The following is an 18,080-nucleotide window of genomic DNA, read 5'->3' on the forward strand; positions in this document are numbered from 1 at the left end:
CAGGGCCGCGTCAACTGGCTCGCCGAATTGTGTTTCGCAGACTGCCGGCTGGTCCTCATCACCTGATATCGATCGGCGCCTCTATCTTCACGATCTCGAAATCCGAGACGAGAATATCGAGCCGCGCCGTCCAGCGGCCAGGGACCGGGACGACGAGATCGTCGACGCGCCAGGTGCCGTCGCCGCGCTTTGTCGCCGCGCGCTTGATCGGCTCGATGCCGGAGTCGGGTTTTGAAAGCATCAGCGTCACTTGGTCCGCGTCGAGCGGGCCGAAATCGCCGGTCATGATGACGATCGAGGCGGCAACCGGCCCAACATGGCCGGGCGTGATGCTGAGGTCGGCCATCGCCTTCGGCGTGTGGATATGCACCGACGCCGGCTGCACCGCTGCGATCGCCAGGGCGCGTGGCGGCGGCGTGAAGCGCCAGCCGGCGGCAACGCCGAAGATCGCCAGAACGATCAGTATTTCAATGCCGATCGAGCGGACCAGCCTCCTCTGTACTTCCGTCCCTCCCGCTTCGGCCGGGCCGGTGAGTTTCCAGCGGTTGGTGGCGGCCAGCGTGAACAGAAAGAACAGCAGCGCCAGCTTGACTAGCAGCAGCCGGCCATAGGCGGTCTCAAGCAAAGCTGCGGGCGCCTGCACCTGGATGATGGCCAGCACGATGCCGGTGGCAGCAAGCACGGCCACGACAGGCAGGATCGCTTGGGAAAACCGGCGCAGAAAAGGCGCGGCCTCAACCGGCTTCCGCCTCATGGCGAGACCGAGCGGCGCCAGCGCCCCGGCCCAGAAGGCAATGCCGGCGCCGTGCAGAAACACCATCGGCCTTGTCAGCCATTGCGGTTCGGCGGCACTTGCATGCCCGCTGGCGGCGAGGGCGGCACCGACACCGGCCAAGCCGGCAGCGGCAAACAGTTTTGCGCCGCCGCGCGGTCCGACCAGCGACAGCAGGCCAAGCCCGAGCGCCACCAGCGCGACCAGCGCCGTCCAGCCGAAGCTGGTGCCGAGCCCGGCCTGCCAGACGCCCGGCTGCGCCAGCCGGGCGAGCGGTGCCCCGAGCGCGTCCAGTCCCTGCAAGCCGAGCGACAACGGCGCCGCGACGAGGCCGCACAGGATTGCGGCGATGACGAAGCGGCGGCCGGCACGCCTGCCTTGCGCCAGCCAAGCGATGGCAAAGGCGCCGCCGACGCCGAGAAACAGGCCGACATAGAGGAAGACCTTGCCGATCCAGATTGCCGACCTCAGGCCCCGGTCGACAGCTTCGGAGACGGCCGGCGCCGCACTCGGCGCGCCGATGGAAAACAGCACCGAGCCGCCGACCGGATGGCCATCGGCGGAGATCACCCGCCAGCTCAGCACATGCGTGCCGGATCCGAGCCTTTGCGGATTGTCGATGTCGAGCGTCTGGCCATTGGGCCGAAAGGACGTCAGGGGAACCGGCGTTCCATCAGGCCGCACCAAGGCCAGCACCAGCGGTGACACCGGCTCGCTGAAGGTCAGCGAGAACTGCGCCGGGCTCTGCGCCAGCACGGCGCCGTCCGTCGGCTCGGTTGTGACCAGCGCCGCGTGGGCGAAGGCCTGACTTGGGGCGGCAATGGCGGCAAGCAGCACGATCGCAGCCAGCAGGCAGATCACAGGTCGGCCGGCTGTGCAGACCGTTCGCAGGATGGATGCCGCGTTCATGTCACTGCCATAAGACAGCGGTGCGCTCTATCCGAAAGAGGGCGCCGCGTAAGAATTCACTTTTTCGGCAGCAGCTTGAGGCCAGGCGCCGGATATTCCAGCGCATCCTCATCCTGGCCGGCCGCTGGAATCTCGATCCAGCGTTCGGAGGCGCCCTCGCATTCCTGCACCACCGGGAAATAGAGCATTTGGCCGGCCGGCAGATCCGCCGCCAGTGTGCCGCGGAAGACGAATTCGTCGTAGAACTCGTCCGGCAGGCTGCCGCCGCTCCAGTCGATTTGCTTGGCACCTGATGTCACCGCCTGGCCGTGGAGCTGGTAGGACTTTTCGTATCTGCCTTGCTTGGCCTGCAGCGTCCAGCCCGGCTTCGGCATCGGCTTTACCGAAATCACCCCTTCCGGGATCTGCACGCGCACGGCGGTCGTCGCCTTGCCCTCGCAGCCATGCGGCACGCGCAGGATCGCCTTGTAGGTCGAGCCGACAGACGCTTCCTGGGTTTCGAGCGTGACATGGGCGAAAGCTGCACCCGTCCCGAAGACGAGAAACGCGCAGGCCGACAAAAGATACTTGTTCATGATGGTCTCTCTGATTTCCACAATGATGCTTCTGGTTACGAATTTAAGCTTTTGGCCGGATCAATTGGCATGGTCGTGCATGCCGCCCATTTCGCCCATGCCCTCGACGGCGAACTCGACGGTCACCGTGCCGGCCTTCTCGAAGGTCAGCGTGGCGGGAAACGTCTCGCCTTGCTGGGGCTGCTGCTTCAGCCCGACGAACATCAGATGATAGCCGCCGGGCGCCAGCGCGACCTTGCCGCCGGCCGGGATTTCGAGGCCGCCGCTGACCGGCCGCATGGTCATGACGCCGTCCTTGACGCCCATTTCGTGCAGTTCAGTCCTGTCCGACACATCGGAGGAGATCGACAGCAGCCGGTCCGGTGAACTGCCGGTGTTGGTGATGGTGAAGTAGCCGCCGGCCACTTTGGCGCCAGGCGGCGTGGCACGCGACCAGGGATGCACGATCTCGAGGTCACCAACCCTGAACTCATGCGCGAAAACGGCCTGGGCGCTGACGAACAGGAGGGCGAGGAGGAATACGGTGATGCCGAGTCGCTCCTCGACGTGGCGCAGGAACGAGCTGTTGCGGCCGAACCGCGCGCGGAAAGAGTGAGACATGATAGCTCCAGGAACTGAGAAATCGCGCCGTCGGCCGGTCGCAAACAGTTTCGATGTTGAACGAATTCGCGCGCGAAAAATTCCGCAACGCGAACTGGAACGGATCAGGCCGTCACCGGCGGCGCGCGCGGATTCGACGGAGAGCGGTCGCGGGCAAAGTCGAGATGCCTGAACGCCGGCAGCACAAACGCGATGGTTTCGACGGAAAAATTGCCGGACAGCGTGGCGGCAGCGGGCGGCGGCGCGTAGACAGCCGAGGCCATGCCGCAGCCAAGCATGCAGCAAGCCGGCATGTGCTGCTGGTGCGGGTCGCCGCCGGGACGCTGGGCAGCGCCCTCATGGGTGCAGATGACGTTGCCGAAGGCGTCGTGTTGCGAAGCTTCCGGGCTCAAGCCGAAGGTGAATGCGCCAAACACCGACTGGAGCACGAGCAAATAGGCCGCGGCGAATGCCGCCGGCATGCTCCATCGTCTCCGCCGAATGTTCAAAGGCCCGCCTCCTCTCGAAGCAACGGCAAGATATCTAGCACGCGGCCGGCGGGCGGAAAATCGCCAAATCACTGCTGCGGCAACGCGGCGCTTCCGCCCTTACGGCTGCTGGCCTTCTGGAATCGACGTCAGCAGCGTGTGCCGCGCGGACTTAAGATGCTTGCGGCAGGCGGCGTCGACCTTGCCGAGATCGCGCGATTTGAGCGCCGCGATATAGGCCAGGTGTTCCGCGACCGCCACTTCGTTGCGCTCGCGCTCCTGCGCCTTGTTCCACTGATAGTGGTAGTGGAAGATCATGGCGATGACGTCGTAGAAATCGACGATGAAGCGATTGTGCGACGCGCGGTGGATCAGCCGGTGAAAGCGCTCGTCGAGCTCCGAGAATTCGTTGAAGCGCGTGGCGATCTCGCGCGCCAGCAGGCGATGCTCGTCCTCCAGCAGGTCGAGGTCGGCCCACACCGGGCTGTCTTCCGGCAGGGCGGCGAAGGCGGCGGCCGAACGCAGTTCGAACATCTCGCGGATTTCGGTCAATTCCAGCGCGAAAGCGCGGGTAAAACCTTTCAGCACCCAATGGCTGTTGCGGCGCTTCTCGATCAGCCCGAAGCGGGAGAAGCGGATCAGGAACTCGCGCACGCTGGTGGTGCCGACGCCGATCTCGCGCGCCAGCTCAAGTTCGTTGATCTGCATGCCAGGCTCGACACCGCCGGCAAGCAGCCGCCGCATGAAGGAGCGCTCGATGATCTGCGACAGCGTGTCGGTCTCTTCCTCGGGGAAAAAGTCGTCCGGCCGCGGCACGCGCAACACCGTCTTGCTGCGCTTGTTCCAGGCGATCAGCCCCGTCTCTTCCATGCGCGCAAGGATGGTGCGGATGGTCGTGCGGCTGACGCCAAGCAAGGCGCCCAGCTCGGGCTCCGACGGCAGGCTTTTCGTTTCGTCGAGCAGCCGCAAACCGCGATTGTAGGCGTCCTTATAGACGTTGTTGCTCTTCGACATCCCCTGCCCCGTTGCGCGCCGGCGCTTGCGGCGGCCGGCTTGAAGCGCGATATGCAGATGCTCCTGGCGCAGGCTCCCACGAAGCGGAACCGCTCTTCGGAAGTTAGGCCTGGTTCCAGCGTCCGGTCCTCTGCGCATCGACAAGAACGCGCGGCTTCGTCATGAAAAAACAATTGACGCAAAACTGTTTTTTCACGATAAAAGACATTAACTGTTAACAGGCGCGTGTCAATCGCTTGCCGATCCCAACAACACCCAGGAAATTGCCCGTGAACGCCGCAAACAGCATTCTTCTATCCCCCGCCGACAATGTCGCGGTCGCCTATGGCCGCATCGAGATCGGCGCGGTGCTGCCGGGCGGCGCCGTTGCCACGGCGCTGATCGAACCCGGCCACAAGGTGGCGATCAAGCCGATCGCCGCCGGCGAGGCCGTGGTCAAATACGCTCAGGCGATCGGCCGCGCCACTGAAGCCATTGCGCCCGGCGAGCATGTCCATTCGCACAATCTGGTCTTCGAGTCCGGGCGTTTGCCGGTGGTGCCGCCGAGCGAAGCCGTGCACGCCACAGAGGCCGACCGCGCCCGCACCTTCATGGGCTACCGTCGCGCCGACGGTCGCGCCGGGACGCGCAACTTCATCGGCATTCTCGCCAGCGTCAATTGCTCGGCCACCGTTTGCCACGCCATCGCCGACGAGGCGAACCGGACGCTGCTGCCCAGATGTCCGGGGATTGACGGCTTCGTCCCCATCGTTCACGGCCAGGGCTGCGGCATGAGCGCCACCGGCGACGGCATGATGGTGCTGCACCGCACGCTGGCCGGTTATGCTCGCCACCCGAATTTCGGCGGCGTGCTGATGGTCGGCCTCGGCTGCGAAGTCAATCAGCTTACCCTCTATGGCCAGAAGGGCGTCGCCGCGGGAAAACGCCATTTCAACATCCAGGAAGCCGGCGGCTCGCGCAAATCTGTTCAGAAGGCGTTGGTCGTGCTGGCCGAGATCGCCGACGAGGTCGGCAAGCTTGAGCGTGAGCCGATTCCGGTCAGCGAGATCGTCGTTGGCCTGCAATGCGGCGGCTCCGACGGCATGTCCGGCATCACTGCCAATCCGGCGCTGGGCGCCGCCGTCGACATCCTGGCCGGCGTCGGCGGCATCGGCATCCTCTCCGAGACGACGGAAATCTATGGCGCCGAGCATCTGCTGGCCTATCGTGCGGCGACCCCGGAGATCGCCGCCAAGCTCGACGGCTATGTAAAATGGTGGGAAGACCATGTCGCCAAGCATGGCGCCTCCATCGACAACAATCCTTCACCCGGCAACAAGCGCGGCGGCCTGACCACTATTTTGGAGAAGTCGCTTGGCGCGGTCGCCAAGGGCGGCCAGACACCGCTCAACGGCGTCTTCGGCTATGCCGAAAAGGTCACCGGCCACGGCTTGGTGTTCATGGACACGCCCGGCTACGACCCGGTTTCCGCCACCGGCCAGGTGGCGGGCGGCGCCAACGTCATCGTCTTCACCACCGGCCGCGGTTCCTGCTTCGGCTGCCGGCCGACACCATCGATCAAGGTCGCCAGCAACTCGACCATGTACCACACCATGGAAGAGGACATGGACGTGAATTGCGGCGTCATCGCCTCTGGCGAAAAGACCATTGCCGGCATGGGCCGCGAGATTTTCGAGCTGATCGTCGAGACGGCTTCCGGCCGCAAGACCAAGAGCGAGGAGTTCGGCTACGGCGACAACGAGTTCGTGCCCTGGCACCTCGGCGCAACCCTCTAGCCCGACCGCTAACGGACAACGACAACGGACAGGCCCGGCAACGGCCGGTGGGAGGCTTTGCATGATGAAACGCCGTGTCGGCAGCACCGCGCTGGAAATAACCGAGGTCAGCTTCGGCGGCGCGGCGGTTGGCGGGCTCTACCGAGCCTGCCCGCGCGAGACGGCGATGCAGACGCTGCAGGTCGCCTGGGATGCCGGCTTGCGGTATTTCGATACGGCGCCCTTCTACGGCTTCGGCCTTTCGGAACGCCGCTTCGGCGATTTCCTGCGCGACAAGCCGCGGGACTCCTACGTGCTGTCGACCAAGGTCGGGCGCCTGTTGCGGCCGGTGCCGGAAGACCAGATCCCGGACCATTCCTATGTCGATCCGCTTCCCTTTGCGCTCGACTATGACTATTCCTATGACGGCATCATGCGCTCGGTCGAGTTTAGCTATGCGCGGCTTGGCCTCAATCGAATCGACATCCTGTTCGTCCACGACATCGGCGCCTATACGCATGGCGTCGAGAAAACGAAGCTGCATTTCCGCCAGTTTATGGATGGCGGGCTAAAGGCGCTGGAGGAGTTGAAGACGTCCAGGGTCATTTCCGCCTACGGCCTTGGCGTCAACGAGGTTCAGATCTGCCTTGATGTGCTGCGCCAGGCGCCGCTCGACTGCATCCTGCTGGCCAGCCGCTACTCATTGCTCGACCGCACCGCCGAAGCCGAATTGCTGCCGCGTTGCCGGCAACGGCAGACCTCGCTGATCATCGGCGGCGTCTTCAACTCGGGCATCTTGGCGACCGGTCCGGTGCCGGGTGCGCATTTCGACTACCTGCCGGCCACCGAGGACATTCTCGGCCGCGTCGGCGCCATGGAGAAAATCGCAGCGGAGGGCGGCTACCCGCTTGCAGCGGCGGCGTTCCAGTTCCCGCTGCACGAGCCTGTGGTGGCGTCCGTACTGACGGGTACGGCCAAGCCCACCAACCTGACGCGTAACCTTGAACTGCTCGGCGTCAAGGTGCCGGAAACCGACTTCGCCAAATATGATACTTACACGATCGTGCAGCAGCTCGGCTGATGCAACTTCCAAACTGTCAGGCAATGAGGATCGGCAGGACGCTTTCTTCCGATCGAGCCCGGAAAGCGATACGAAACACCGCTTGCGTCGACCGCACCGATAGACTATCAAAATCCGGCAAATGTTTTTTATTGATAAAGTTCTGTTTGGGCAGCGCCTATCCGAATGGAGTTTCGTAACGTTCACCGGGCGACTTAGGGAGGAAACCTAATGAAATTCGTGACCAGCATTCTCAACCGCCGCGCCTTCGTGGCGCTCGCTGCCGCCTCGATGCTTGCCGGCGTGATGCATTCGGCGCCGGCTTCGGCGGCGGACGTGACCATTCCGATCATCGTCAAGGACACCACCTCCTTCTACTGGCAGATCGTCCTGGCCGGCGCCCGCAAGGCCGGCAAGGACCTCGGCGTCAACGTGCCGGAACTCGGCGCCCAGGCAGAGACCGACGTCAACGGCCAGATCTCGATCCTCGAAAACGCCGTCGCCGGCAACCCGGCTGCCGTCGTCATCGCACCGACCGAGGCCAAGGCGCTCGGCAAGCCGATCGACGAGGCAGCCACCAACGTCAAGATCATCGGCATCGACTCCGGCGCCGACTCCAAGGCCTTCACCTCGTTCCTGACCACCGACAATATCCAGGGCGGTCGCGTCGCCGCCGACGGCCTGGCGGCAGCCATCGGCGAGGCCAATGGCGGCAAAGTCGAGGGCGACGTCGCCCTGATCACCGCACTTCCGGGCGCCGGCTCGCTCGAACAGCGCGCCCAGGGCTTCAAGGAACAGCTTGCCGCCAAATATCCCGGCCTCAAGCTTGTCGCCGACAAATACGCCGACGGCCAGGCCACGACCGGCCTCAACATCGCGACCGACCTGATCACCGCCAATCCGAACCTCAAGGGCATCTTCGCCTCCAACCTGATCATGGCGCAAGGCGTCGGTCAGGCGATCGCCGAGAACAGCCTGGCCGGCAAGGTCGGGTTGGTCGGCTTCGACAGCGACGAGAAGCTGATCAAGTTCCTCAACGACGGCGTCATTTCGGCTCTCGTCGTCCAGGATCCGTACCGGATGGGCTATGACGGCATCAAGACGGCGCTCGCCGCCTCGAAAGGCGAGAAGGTTGAGGCCAATGTCGACACAGGCGCCAACCTCGTCACCAAGGCCAACATGAAGGATCCGAAGATCGACGCGCTGCTCAATCCGAAGCTCGACTGAGCATCGCCGTAGGTGCATTGTTTCCGGGGCCACGTTGCCCCGGAAACACCCTGAAGTGCTTCGAGATGAGCCGGCTTCAATACCCTTGACGATGCGACCCGGCCAGCGTTGCTACGTGCCAATCGTGAGCCCAATCTGGGAGGCCGATCTGGGAGGATTGCCATGACGTCGACGGCGCAGGAACTGCATCCGGCCCCAACGCTGGAACCGGGCAGGACGATCCTCGAACTCAAGGGCTTGGAGAAGCGATATCCCGGCACGCACGCGCTGAAGCCGATTAACCTCGCCTTCAAGGCCAGCGAAATCCACGCCATTGTCGGCGAGAACGGTGCCGGCAAATCCACCCTGATCAAGCTGCTGACCGGCGTCATGCCGCGCACCTCCGGCGACGTCATCTGGGAGGGCAAGCCGGCAGCGCTGGCGACGCCGCATGAGGCGATGGCGCTCGGCATCAATGCCGTGCATCAGGAGGTCGTTCTATGCCGCCATCTCACTGTCGCGGCCAACATGTTCCTCGGCGAGGAGGCTTCCCGCTTCGGCATCCTGCAGCAGCGGGCCATGGTCAGGGAAGCGCAGAAGATCATCGACGATCTCGGCTTCGATCTGCCGGCGCATGTCGTGCTGGGTGACCTGACCATAGGCCAGCAGCAACTGATCGCCGCCGCCCGCGCCACCGTGCGCGGCACCAAGTTCCTGATCTTCGACGAACCGACTGCCTATCTCACCCGCAAGGAAGCCGACCAGCTGTTCACGCTGATCCGCCGGCTGAAGGGCGAAGGCGTCACTATCATCTACATCAGCCACCGCATGGAAGAGGTGTTCGAGCTCGCCGACCGCGTCTCGGTGCTGCGCGACGGGACGCTGGTCGGCACCAGGAACATCGCCGAGACCAACGACGCCGAGCTGGTCAAGATGATGATCAACCGCTCGATCGAGCAAGTCTATCACAAGGAGCATTTTACTCCGGGCGCGACGCTCCTCGAAGCCAGAAATCTTTCCGGCAAGGGCTTCGAAAATGTCTCGATGACGGTCCGTGCCGGCGAAATCGTCGGGCTCTACGGCCTGATCGGCGCCGGGCGCAGCGAGTTCGTCACCACGCTCTACGGCCGTCATCGCAAGTCGGCCGGCCAGATCCTCTGGGAGGGCAAGGAGGTTCAGGTCAACTCCGAGCATGACGCTATCAGGATCGGCATGGCGCTGGCGCCGGAAAGCCGCCGTGACCAGGGCCTCTGCCTCAACCTGCCGGTCGGCCTCAATCTCAATCTGCCGATCTACAAGCGCATCTCCAGCAATCTGCTGATCTCCAGCGCACAGGAGAAGACCGAGGCGGATCGCCAGATCGCCAATCTCAGAATCAAGACGCCGACGCGCAACGCGCTCGCCTCCAGCCTGTCCGGCGGCAACCAGCAGAAGATCGTCATCGGCAAATGGCTGGCGCACGGCGCCAAGCTGTTCATCTTCGACGAGCCGACGGTTGGCGTCGATGTCGGCACCAAGGCAGAGATCTACCGCCTGTTCGGCGAACTGTTGTCCAAGGGCGCCGGCATCATCCTGATCTCGTCCTACCTGCCCGAGGTCTATGAACTGGCCGACACGCTGCATGTGTTCCGGCGCGGCAAATTGGTGGCCACTCATGGTTTCCACACTGCCAACCATGAGGAGATCCTCACCCAGGCACTGGCCGAGAAACAAGAAAAACCGGGAGGACAGATATGAGTACCGAGGCGATCCCGGCCGAAAGGCCGAAACGCAACTACAACGCCCTGTTCGGGCTCACACTGCTGGCGCTGCTGGTTCTTTTGTGGATCATCCTTTCGGTGGCGACGCCAAGCTTCGCCTCCGCCAACAACATCTCGAATCTGTTGCGGCAAGGTTCGATGATCGCCATCCTGGCGGTCGGCCAGACCTTCGTCATCATCACCGGCGGCATCGACCTTTCCGTCGGCGCCGTCGTCGGCTTCGCCACCGTCATCGTGGCGATGCTGATCAATGCCGGCGTGCCGATTTTCCTCGCCATCCTGATCACCTTGCTGGTCGGCGTCGCCATCGGCCTGTTCCACGGCTTTGGCATCGTCAAGATGGGCCTGCCGCCCTTCATCATCACGCTGGCGACGCTGACCTCGCTACGCGGCATCGGCCTTTTGATGACCAACGGCAACTCGATCTCGATCAACAACGACGCCTTCCAGCTGTTTTCGCGCAGTTCGTTTCTCGGCGTCCCCAATCTGTTCTGGATGGTGATCCTGGTTGGCATCCCTGCCTACATCTTCCTGCATCACAGCCGCTGGGGCCGGTATCTGTTCTCGGTCGGCTCCAACGCCGAGGCCTCGCGTCTGTCCGGTGTCAACGTCCAGCGCACCATCTATATGGCCTACACGCTGTCGGGCCTGTGCGCGGCTTTTGTCGGCGTGCTGCTTGCCTCACGCATCGGCATCGGCAATCCGACACAGGCCGAGGGCTGGGAGTTGCAGGCGATCGCCTCGTCGGTGATCGGCGGCACCTCGCTGTTCGGCGCCGTCGGCTCGGTGCACGGACCGCTGCTCGGCGCCTTCATCCTCGCCACCATCAACAACGGCGCCAATCTGTTGAACGTCAATGCCTTCTGGCAGCGCATCATTACCGGCGTGCTGATCATCGTCATCGTCTATTTCGACGGCCTGCGCCGCCGCGGCAAGTAGACCATCTTAACAACCGCCGGCCCGGCGATCGGGCCGGCGGTGCCATGAACCGACTGGATCAAATCATGAAAGCCGTCATCTGCCGTTCGCCCGGCGATCTTGTTATGGAAGACCGCCCGGCGCCGAGCACACCACCGCCGGGCTGGGCGCTGGTCGCGATCAGTCATGTCGGCATCTGCGGCACCGACTATCACATCTTCGAGGGCAAGCATCCGTTCCTCGCCTATCCCCGCATCATGGGTCACGAGGTCTCCGGCACCGTGATCGATGCTGGCGAAGGCGTCGAGTTGGCCGTCGGCGACCCCGTGATCATCAACCCGTATCTCGCTTGCGGCAGATGCGTCGCCTGCCGTCAAGGCAAGCCGAATTGCTGCGTCAGGATCGAGGTGCTCGGCGTCCACCGCGACGGCGCCATGTGCGAACGGATCCTGGTGCCCGCGCAAAATCTTTATCCGGCAAACGGCCTGTCGCTGGCCGATGCCGCCGCCGTCGAATTCCTGGCGATCGGGGCGCACGCTGTGCGGCGCTCGCTGGCTGATCCCGGCGCGCGCACGCTGGTCATCGGCGCCGGGCCGATCGGCCTCGGCACGGCGCTGTTTGCCCGCATCGCCGGTCTCGACGTGACGCTGCTCGACATGAGTGCTGAGAGGCTGGGTTTTGCCGCAAGCGAACTCGGCTTCGCCACTCTCGACGGTTCGCGGCAGTCTGCGATCGATCTGGTGCGCGAGGCGACCGGCGGCGAAGGTTTCGACGTGATTTTTGATGCCACCGGCAACACCCAGTCCGTCCAGTCGGCCTTCGCCCATGTCGCGCATGGCGGGACGCTGGTCCTGGTCAGCGTCGTCAAGGACGACATCGTCTTTTCCGACCCCGAATTCCACAAGCGCGAAATGACGCTGATCGGCAGCCGCAACGCACTGCGCGCCGACTTCGACCATGTCGCCGCCTCGATCCGCGACGGTGCTGTGCCGCTGGCAAAGCTCGTCACCCATCGCACGACGCTTGGCGACACGCCGCGCGACCTCGCCCGCTGGGCGCATGAGAAATCCGGCCTGATCAAGGCCGTCATCCAGGTCGGATGAACGCCAGACCTTAAAGCGCCGATAGCTTGAGCTCGACCCGCTCGGCCGGGAACCGCGTTTCGGCGAACTGGATCGGCTGGCCGTCCGGCGTAACGTTGACGGCGATCGTGACCAGCACGATGGCACCGGGCTGCAGATCGAGATCGGCAAGGTCGGCGGCGTCCGCGTGGCGGGCCGACAGCACCGTCGATTGCCTGAGATAGTCACCGATGCCGAAACGCTGGAATGAGGCGGTCACCGATCCGGTTTCGGCCATGGCGGCATCGATGCCGGCGAAGCGTCCCGCGTCGAACCAGCCGGTGGCACGCGAGACCGGTTCCCCATCGGCTTCGCCGCGTGTCTCGAGGCGTATTACAGTCGATCCCTTGGCAAGCCCCAGCCCTTCGGCGACGCGCCGGCTGGCCGGCTCGACCGCCGATTCGAGCAGCACGCTGCGACGCTCCGACGCCTGCCCTTGCAAGCCCTCCGAAAAGCGGGTGCGCGCGCCGATCGGATAGGACAGGCGCTTGCGCGACAGCACGAAGGTGCCGCGCCCCTGTTCGGCCCTGAGCACGCCATCCTGCACAAGCGCGGCGATGGCGCTGCGCACCGTATGGCGGTTGACGCCATACCGCTCGGCCAATGCAACTTCCGGTGGCAGCGCAGCATTCTCGGCAAAGTCGCCGACGGCGATCGAATGCAGGATCTGGTCGGCGATCTGCCGCCAGAGCGAGACGCCGCTGCGCCGCTCCAAGCTGCTGGCCATCTGCTGACCGATCATCTCTTTGCCCCGATCTTTTCGCGCCTGTCATCCATCCGTCATGGACACGCACTAGAAAATAGATATATTTGTATAGTTGTCTATATCAATAGACAAATTTCCGATGCAAGGGAATGTTAACCATGCGAGGACAGGAAGCGCGCGATCAGGCTGAGCGCAAGGCCGTCATCGCGACGCTGGCGCAATCGACCGGCGACGATATCGTCCGCCTCTGGAACGAAGCCGGCCTGCCTTCGGAAGCAGAATTCCTGCGCGGCCCCGAAACCGGCCTGGTCACCGTGCGAGGCCGCATCGGCGGTGGCGGCGCGCCGTTCAACGTCGGCGAGGCGACGGTCACCCGCGCGACGGTGCGGCTGGCCTCGGGAGAAGTCGGCCACTGCTACGCACTGGGCCGTGACAAGCAGAAGGCAAAACTGGCGGCGATCGCCGACGCGCTCTGGCAGGATCCAACCCGCCGCAACGAGGTCGAGACCAAGCTCATTGCGCCGCTGCAGGCCGCGCTGGCCAGCGCACGCGAGCGGCGTCGCGCCGAGACCGCGGCAACGAAGGTCGATTTCTTCACCATGGTACGCGGAGAAGACTGATGGACATCGCAACCCAAGCGATCGAGGGCGGCTTTGTCGATCCGGTGTTCGACGCCCAGACGGTGTTCCGCGCCGTGATGGACGCAATGGCGCGGCCGGGCACCCTGCAGCCCCTGCCGGTCTTTGCCCGCCCGCCGGCGCCGCTGTCGGCCACCGCGGGCGCCATCGCGCTGGCGCTGTGCGACAACGACACGCCGCTCTGGCTCGACCTCGTTTTGCAGGGCCCAGCAGCGATAAAATCCTGGCTTGGCTTCCACACCGGCGCGCCACTGGCCAACACGCCAGCCGATGCGCATTTCGCGCTGATCGCCACGCCGGCCGAGATGATGGCGCTCGACGGCTTTTCACAAGGCACCCAGGACTATCCCGACCGCTCGACGACGCTGATCCTGCAGGTGAGCGATCTCGTCTCAGGCGCCCCTCTGCTGCTCGAAGGTCCTGGCATCGAAAGAACCGCGACAATCGCGCCGGCGCAGATGCCGCGCCACTTCGTCGAACAGTGGAAGCAGAACAATCAGCGTTTTCCGCGTGGTGTCGACATTATCCTCGCCACCCCGGAAGGCGTCGCCTGCCTGCCGCGCACAACGCGCATCAAGACGATGGAGGCGTGATATGTATGTCGCAGTAAAAGGCGGTGAAGCGGCCATTGCCAACGCCCACGCCCTGCTCGCCGACCGCCGCCGCGGCGACCGTTCCGTGCCGGCGCTTCGCCTTGACCAGATCGTCGAGCAGCTGGCGCTCGGCGTCGACCGAGTGATGAGCGAAGGTTCGCTCTACGACTGTGAATTGGCGGCGCTGGCCATCGTTCAGGCGCGCGGCGACATGATCGAGGCGATCTTCCTGGTTCGCGCCTATCGCACCACGCTGCCGCGCTTCGGCTACACCAAGGCGATCGACACCGGCGCAATGCTGGTCGAGCGGCGCGTGTCAGCGACCTACAAGGATCTTCCTGGCGGCCAGCTGCTCGGCCCGACGTTCGACTACACCCACCGGCTACTCGATCCCGAGCTCGCCGCGGGTGGCGACGTCGCCGAGCCGCTGCAGCGCGCCAGCGAGGCGGACGCCATGCCGCGCGTCTCCGCCATCCTCGCCCGCGAAGGCCTGATCGAGCCTGATGGCGACATGTCGCAGGATCATATCCCGGGCGACATCACCCGCGAGCCGCTGGAATTTCCGATGGCGCGCGACATCCGCCTGCAGGCGCTGTCGCGCGGCGACGAGGGCTTTTTGTTGGCGCTCGGCTACTCCACCCAGCGCGGCTATGCCCGCAACCATCCCTTCGTCGGCGAGGTTCGCATCGGTGAGGTCGAGCTGGAACTCGACGTGCCGGAGCTGCCATTCGCAGTACCGCTCGGCTCCGTGCGTGTCACCGAGTGCCAGATGGTCAACCAGTTCAAGGGCTCGGCCAAGGCGCCGCCGCAATTCACCCGCGGCTACGGCCTCGTCTTCGGCCAGAGCGAGCGCAAGGCGATGGCCATGGCGCTCTGCGACCGCGCTCTTCGTGCAACCGAATTCGGCGAAGACGTCGTCGCCGCAGCCCAGGACGAGGAGTTCGTCATCTCGCATACCGACAACGTCCAGGCGACGGGGTTCGTCGAGCACCTGAAGCTGCCGCATTATGTCGACTTCCAAGCCGAGCTCGATCTGGTGCGCCGCATGCGGGCCGAGCACGACGCCCGCGAGAATGCCGGCAGGGCCGAAGAAAAAAGGGAGGCCGCGGAATGACCGCACAACCGACCGACATCGCTACCTATAACTTCGCCTATCTCGACGAGCAGACCAAGCGGATGATCCGCCGGGCGATCCTCAAGGGCATCGCCATTCCCGGCTACCAGGTGCCATTCGCCTCACGCGAAATGCCGATGCCCTATGGCTGGGGCACCGGCGGCGTCCAGGTCACCGCCTCGATCATCGGCCCAGACGATGTGCTGAAAGTCATCGACCAAGGCGCCGACGACACCACCAATGCGGTTTCGATCCGTGCCTTCTTCAGGAAGGTCGCCAATGTCGCCGTCACCACCGAGACGGCGAAGGCGACCATCATCCAGACCCGCCACCGCATCCCCGAACATCCGCTGTCATCAGGCCAGGTGCTGGTCTATCAGGTGCCGATTCCCGAGCCGCTGCGCTTCCTCGAGCCGCGCGAGACGGAAACGCGCAAAATGCATGCGCTGGAGGAATACGGCCTCATGCATGTAAAACTCTACGAAGACATCGCCCGGCACGGCCGCATCGCCACCACCTACGCCTATCCGGTCAAGGTCGAGGGTCGCTATGTGATGGACCCGTCGCCGACGCCGAAGTTCGATAACCCGAAAATGCACCGTTCGCCGGCTCTGCAACTGTTCGGTGCCGGTCGCGAAAAGCGCATCTATGCGCTGCCGCCTTTCACCGACGTGGTCAGCCTCGACTTCGAGGACCATCCGTTCGAGGTGCAGACCTTCGACCAGCCTTGCGCGCTGTGCGCGGCCGAGAACGTCTATCTCGACGAGGTCATCCTCGACGACCATGGTGGCCACATGTTCGTCTGCTCCGATACCGACCATTGCGAGAAGCGGCGCGAGCAAGGCCATCGCGGCCACCTTGCGCCCGAGACCCCTTCTGCCCTGGAAAAAACGGAGCCGGCGCAATGAGTGACGAGCCACTGCTGCGCGTTTCAGCGCTGTCCAAGTTCTACGGTTCGCGCGTTGGTTGCGAGAACGTCACCTTCGACCTGTGGCCGGGCGAGGTGCTGGCAGTGGTCGGCGAATCCGGATCCGGCAAGACGACGCTGCTCAACTGCCTGTCGACCAGGCTGCTGCCGAGCTCCGGCACCGCCACCTACCGCATGCGCGACGGCCAGTTCCGCGAGCTCTACCGCATGAGCGAGGCCGATCGCCGCTTCCTGATGCGCACCGACTGGGGTTTTGTCCACCAGAACCCCGCCGACGGGCTGCGCATGACGGTGTCGGCCGGCGCCAATGTCGGCGAGCGGCTGATGGCGGTCGGCGACCGCCACTATGGGAAAATCCGCGCTACCGCCGTCGACTGGCTGTCGCGCGTCGAGATCGACGAGGACCGCATCGACGACGAGCCGCGCTCCTTTTCCGGCGGCATGCGCCAGCGCCTGCAGATCGCCCGCAACCTCGTCACCGGGCCACGGCTGGTGTTCATGGACGAGCCGACCGGCGGCCTCGACGTTTCGGTGCAGGCGCGTCTGCTCGACCTGTTGCGCGGCCTGGTCACCGATCTCGGCCTGGCGGCAATCGTCGTCACCCACGACCTTGCGGTGGCGCGTCTGCTGTCGCAACGCATGATGGTGATGAAGGACGGCCGCGTCGTCGAAAGCGGCCTCACCGACCGCGTGCTCGACGACCCGCGCGCGCCCTACACCCAGCTCCTTGTCTCTTCGATATTGCAGGTGTGAAGATGATTGTTCCGGGTGTTGGCCCACAAACGAATGGCGAATGGAGCACCTTCTGATGGCAACCCCGCTCGTCGTCTCCGATGTCGCCAAGAGCTTCACCATGCATCTTCGTGACGGCATCAAACTGCCTGTCGTCGCCGGCGTGTCGTTCTCGATCAGGAGCGGCGAATGTGCGGTGCTCGGCGGCCCGTCCGGCGCCGGCAAGAGCTCGATCCTGAAGATGCTCTACGGCAACTATGCCGTCGATGCAGGCCAGATCATCGTCCAGCACGAGGACGGACTCATCGATCTGGCGACGGCCAGCCCGCGCACCGTGCTTGCCGTGCGCCGCCTCACCATCGGCTATGTCAGCCAGTTCCTGCGCACCGTGCCGCGCGTCTCGGCGCTGGACGTCGTCGCCGAACCGCTGGTCGAGCGCGGCGAGGACCGTGAGGTTGCGCGCAACAAGGCGCGCGCCTTGCTGGCGCAGCTCAACCTGCCGGAAAAGCTCTGGATGCTGCCGCCAGCGACCTTTTCCGGCGGCGAGCAACAGCGCGTCAACATCGCGCGCGGCTTCATCACCGAGCACCCAATCCTGCTGCTCGACGAGCCGACCGCTTCGCTCGACGCCAGCAACCGCGACGTGGTGATTGCGCTGATCGCGGCCAAGAAGGCGGCCGGCGTCGCCCTGCTCGGCATCTTCCACGACCACGACGTGCGTGAGGCAGTGGCCGACCGCGTCATCGACGTGACCGCTTTTGCCGCCGGGAAAACTGCCGCATGACCGGAAAACTGTCGGAAACGCCGCTTGTCCACGAGACGGCGGAAGTCGAGAGCTCGACGCTCGGCCGCTGGACCGAGATCGCCGAACGCTGCCGGGTCTCGGAAAGCACGCTCGGCGACTATTCCTACATGATGCAGGACTGCAGCGCCTGGTGCGCGACGATCGGCAAATTCGCCAACATCGCCGCCAGCGTGCGCATCAACGCCACCAACCATCCGACCTGGCGGCCGACGCTGCACCATTTTACCTATCGCGCCTCTGACTATTGGGACGACGCCGAGCACGAGAGCGAATTTTTCGCGCAGCGCCGCGCCAGGCGAGTCACCATCGGCCACGACACCTGGCTTGGCCACGGCTCGACCATCCTCCCGGGCGTCACCGTCGGCGATGGCGCAGCGGTCGGCGCCGGCGCCGGGTGCAAGGACGTCG

General features: G+C 64.6%; 19 protein-coding genes. 13 read left to right on the forward strand and 6 right to left on the reverse strand.

Translation table 11 applies throughout. The features are described 5' to 3' along the window. Nucleotides 1-58: 58 nt before the first annotated feature. The 5 genes from NMG70_RS05210 to NMG70_RS05230 all read right to left on the reverse strand — a co-directional run bounded on the left by NMG70_RS05210 (nucleotide 59) and on the right by NMG70_RS05230 (nucleotide 4,337). Entirely contained in the window at nucleotides 59-1,681 is a 1,623-nt protein-coding gene (locus NMG70_RS05210; RefSeq protein WP_254023538.1) for a copper resistance CopC/CopD family protein, read from the reverse strand. Nucleotides 1,682-1,737: 56 nt separating this feature from the next. After that, a complete protein-coding gene (locus tag NMG70_RS05215) occupies nucleotides 1,738-2,256 on the reverse strand; it encodes a YcnI family copper-binding membrane protein (protein WP_254023539.1) in 519 nt (172 codons plus the stop codon). A 60-nt stretch (nucleotides 2,257-2,316) separates the two neighbouring features. Next, on the reverse strand, nucleotides 2,317-2,856 hold the full coding sequence (locus tag NMG70_RS05220; RefSeq protein ID WP_254023540.1) for a copper chaperone PCu(A)C: 540 nt from the start codon (nucleotides 2,854-2,856) through the stop codon (nucleotides 2,317-2,319). Between the two features lie 104 nt (nucleotides 2,857-2,960). Beyond that, nucleotides 2,961-3,317, reverse strand: a complete 357-nt coding sequence (locus NMG70_RS05225; RefSeq protein ID WP_254023541.1) for a DUF2946 family protein — start codon at nucleotides 3,315-3,317, stop codon at nucleotides 2,961-2,963. A gap of 126 nt (nucleotides 3,318-3,443) precedes the next feature. Then, nucleotides 3,444-4,337, reverse strand: coding sequence for a GntR family transcriptional regulator (locus NMG70_RS05230; RefSeq protein WP_254023542.1), 894 nt, complete (start codon nucleotides 4,335-4,337; stop codon nucleotides 3,444-3,446). A gap of 269 nt (nucleotides 4,338-4,606) precedes the next feature. Between NMG70_RS05230 and NMG70_RS05235 the strand changes: the two genes are divergently transcribed. From NMG70_RS05235 to NMG70_RS05260, 6 genes are all read left to right on the forward strand, one after another. Continuing rightward, entirely contained in the window at nucleotides 4,607-6,112 is a 1,506-nt protein-coding gene (locus NMG70_RS05235) for a UxaA family hydrolase (RefSeq protein ID WP_254023543.1), read from the forward strand. A gap of 61 nt (nucleotides 6,113-6,173) precedes the next feature. Beyond that, nucleotides 6,174-7,172, forward strand: a complete 999-nt coding sequence (locus tag NMG70_RS05240; RefSeq protein WP_254023544.1) for an aldo/keto reductase — start codon at nucleotides 6,174-6,176, stop codon at nucleotides 7,170-7,172. A 210-nt stretch (nucleotides 7,173-7,382) separates the two neighbouring features. Further along, nucleotides 7,383-8,378, forward strand: a complete 996-nt coding sequence (locus tag NMG70_RS05245; protein ID WP_254023545.1) for an ABC transporter substrate-binding protein — start codon at nucleotides 7,383-7,385, stop codon at nucleotides 8,376-8,378. 162 nt (nucleotides 8,379-8,540) lie between these two features. Next, a complete protein-coding gene (locus NMG70_RS05250; RefSeq protein ID WP_254023546.1) occupies nucleotides 8,541-10,094 on the forward strand; it encodes a sugar ABC transporter ATP-binding protein in 1,554 nt (517 codons plus the stop codon). Then, nucleotides 10,091-11,056 (forward strand): ABC transporter permease, encoded by a 966-nt coding sequence (locus NMG70_RS05255; RefSeq protein ID WP_254023547.1) that lies wholly within the window; start codon nucleotides 10,091-10,093, stop codon nucleotides 11,054-11,056. Before NMG70_RS05250 ends, NMG70_RS05255 begins: the two co-directional genes overlap by 4 nt. 65 nt (nucleotides 11,057-11,121) lie before the next feature. Then, nucleotides 11,122-12,138 carry a zinc-binding alcohol dehydrogenase family protein gene (locus NMG70_RS05260; RefSeq protein ID WP_254023548.1) on the forward strand — a complete coding sequence of 339 codons (1,017 nt, stop codon included), beginning with the start codon at nucleotides 11,122-11,124 and terminating at the stop codon, nucleotides 12,136-12,138. A gap of 10 nt (nucleotides 12,139-12,148) precedes the next feature. On the opposite strand, the gene phnF is transcribed toward NMG70_RS05260, so the two are convergent. Beyond that, the gene (phnF, locus tag NMG70_RS05265; protein ID WP_254023549.1) at nucleotides 12,149-12,898 is read right to left on the reverse strand and encodes a phosphonate metabolism transcriptional regulator PhnF; all 750 of its coding nucleotides are present in this window, start codon (nucleotides 12,896-12,898) and stop codon (nucleotides 12,149-12,151) included. A 122-nt stretch (nucleotides 12,899-13,020) separates the two neighbouring features. Between phnF and phnG the strand changes: the two genes are divergently transcribed. The 7 genes from phnG to NMG70_RS05300 all read left to right on the forward strand — a co-directional run. Further along, nucleotides 13,021-13,482, forward strand: coding sequence for a phosphonate C-P lyase system protein PhnG (gene phnG / locus NMG70_RS05270; RefSeq protein ID WP_254023550.1), 462 nt, complete (start codon nucleotides 13,021-13,023; stop codon nucleotides 13,480-13,482). Then, nucleotides 13,482-14,093: a phosphonate C-P lyase system protein PhnH gene (phnH, locus tag NMG70_RS05275; RefSeq protein ID WP_254023551.1), complete on the forward strand. Its 612-nt coding sequence runs from the start codon at nucleotides 13,482-13,484 to the stop codon at nucleotides 14,091-14,093. The genes phnG and phnH overlap by 1 nt, the downstream gene beginning before the upstream one ends. 1 nt (nucleotide 14,094) lies before the next feature. Beyond that, on the forward strand, nucleotides 14,095-15,207 hold the full coding sequence (locus tag NMG70_RS05280; protein WP_254023552.1) for a carbon-phosphorus lyase complex subunit: 1,113 nt from the start codon (nucleotides 14,095-14,097) through the stop codon (nucleotides 15,205-15,207). Further along, complete coding sequence (locus tag NMG70_RS05285) at nucleotides 15,204-16,115, forward strand: alpha-D-ribose 1-methylphosphonate 5-phosphate C-P-lyase PhnJ (RefSeq protein ID WP_254023553.1); 912 nt, start codon at nucleotides 15,204-15,206, stop codon at nucleotides 16,113-16,115. The genes NMG70_RS05280 and NMG70_RS05285 overlap by 4 nt, the downstream gene beginning before the upstream one ends. Beyond that, nucleotides 16,112-16,888, forward strand: a complete 777-nt coding sequence (gene phnK / locus NMG70_RS05290; protein ID WP_254023554.1) for a phosphonate C-P lyase system protein PhnK — start codon at nucleotides 16,112-16,114, stop codon at nucleotides 16,886-16,888. Before NMG70_RS05285 ends, phnK begins: the two co-directional genes overlap by 4 nt. 55 nt (nucleotides 16,889-16,943) lie before the next feature. Beyond that, nucleotides 16,944-17,651, forward strand: a complete 708-nt coding sequence (gene phnL / locus NMG70_RS05295; protein ID WP_254023555.1) for a phosphonate C-P lyase system protein PhnL — start codon at nucleotides 16,944-16,946, stop codon at nucleotides 17,649-17,651. Further along, nucleotides 17,648-18,080: DapH/DapD/GlmU-related protein (locus NMG70_RS05300; protein WP_254023556.1), on the forward strand; the 433-nt coding region annotated here is incomplete at its 3' end. The genes phnL and NMG70_RS05300, both read left to right, overlap by 4 nt.

The sequence above is a fragment of the Mesorhizobium ventifaucium genome (assembly GCF_935822925.1).
Lineage (GTDB): Bacteria > Pseudomonadota > Alphaproteobacteria > Rhizobiales > Rhizobiaceae > Mesorhizobium > Mesorhizobium ventifaucium.

What these genes read in the sequence shown, in the direction of transcription:
- NMG70_RS05210 (WP_254023538.1), bottom strand. Translation starts at nt 1,681, where the DNA reads ATGAACGCGGCATCCATCCTGCGAACGGTCTGCACAGCCGGCCGACCT.
- NMG70_RS05215 (WP_254023539.1), bottom strand. Translation starts at nt 2,256, where the DNA reads ATGAACAAGTATCTTTTGTCGGCCTGCGCGTTTCTCGTCTTCGGGACG.
- NMG70_RS05220 (WP_254023540.1), bottom strand. Translation starts at nt 2,856, where the DNA reads ATGTCTCACTCTTTCCGCGCGCGGTTCGGCCGCAACAGCTCGTTCCTG.
- NMG70_RS05225 (WP_254023541.1), bottom strand. Translation starts at nt 3,317, where the DNA reads ATGCCGGCGGCATTCGCCGCGGCCTATTTGCTCGTGCTCCAGTCGGTG.
- NMG70_RS05230 (WP_254023542.1), bottom strand. Translation starts at nt 4,337, where the DNA reads ATGTCGAAGAGCAACAACGTCTATAAGGACGCCTACAATCGCGGTTTG.
- NMG70_RS05240 (WP_254023544.1), top strand. Translation starts at nt 6,174, where the DNA reads ATGATGAAACGCCGTGTCGGCAGCACCGCGCTGGAAATAACCGAGGTC.
- NMG70_RS05245 (WP_254023545.1), top strand. Translation starts at nt 7,383, where the DNA reads ATGAAATTCGTGACCAGCATTCTCAACCGCCGCGCCTTCGTGGCGCTC.
- NMG70_RS05250 (WP_254023546.1), top strand. Translation starts at nt 8,541, where the DNA reads ATGACGTCGACGGCGCAGGAACTGCATCCGGCCCCAACGCTGGAACCG.
- NMG70_RS05255 (WP_254023547.1), top strand. Translation starts at nt 10,091, where the DNA reads ATGAGTACCGAGGCGATCCCGGCCGAAAGGCCGAAACGCAACTACAAC.
- NMG70_RS05260 (WP_254023548.1), top strand. Translation starts at nt 11,122, where the DNA reads ATGAAAGCCGTCATCTGCCGTTCGCCCGGCGATCTTGTTATGGAAGAC.
- phnF (WP_254023549.1), bottom strand. Translation starts at nt 12,898, where the DNA reads ATGATCGGTCAGCAGATGGCCAGCAGCTTGGAGCGGCGCAGCGGCGTC.
- phnG (WP_254023550.1), top strand. Translation starts at nt 13,021, where the DNA reads ATGCGAGGACAGGAAGCGCGCGATCAGGCTGAGCGCAAGGCCGTCATC.
- phnH (WP_254023551.1), top strand. Translation starts at nt 13,482, where the DNA reads ATGGACATCGCAACCCAAGCGATCGAGGGCGGCTTTGTCGATCCGGTG.
- NMG70_RS05280 (WP_254023552.1), top strand. Translation starts at nt 14,095, where the DNA reads ATGTATGTCGCAGTAAAAGGCGGTGAAGCGGCCATTGCCAACGCCCAC.
- NMG70_RS05285 (WP_254023553.1), top strand. Translation starts at nt 15,204, where the DNA reads ATGACCGCACAACCGACCGACATCGCTACCTATAACTTCGCCTATCTC.
- phnK (WP_254023554.1), top strand. Translation starts at nt 16,112, where the DNA reads ATGAGTGACGAGCCACTGCTGCGCGTTTCAGCGCTGTCCAAGTTCTAC.
- phnL (WP_254023555.1), top strand. Translation starts at nt 16,944, where the DNA reads ATGGCAACCCCGCTCGTCGTCTCCGATGTCGCCAAGAGCTTCACCATG.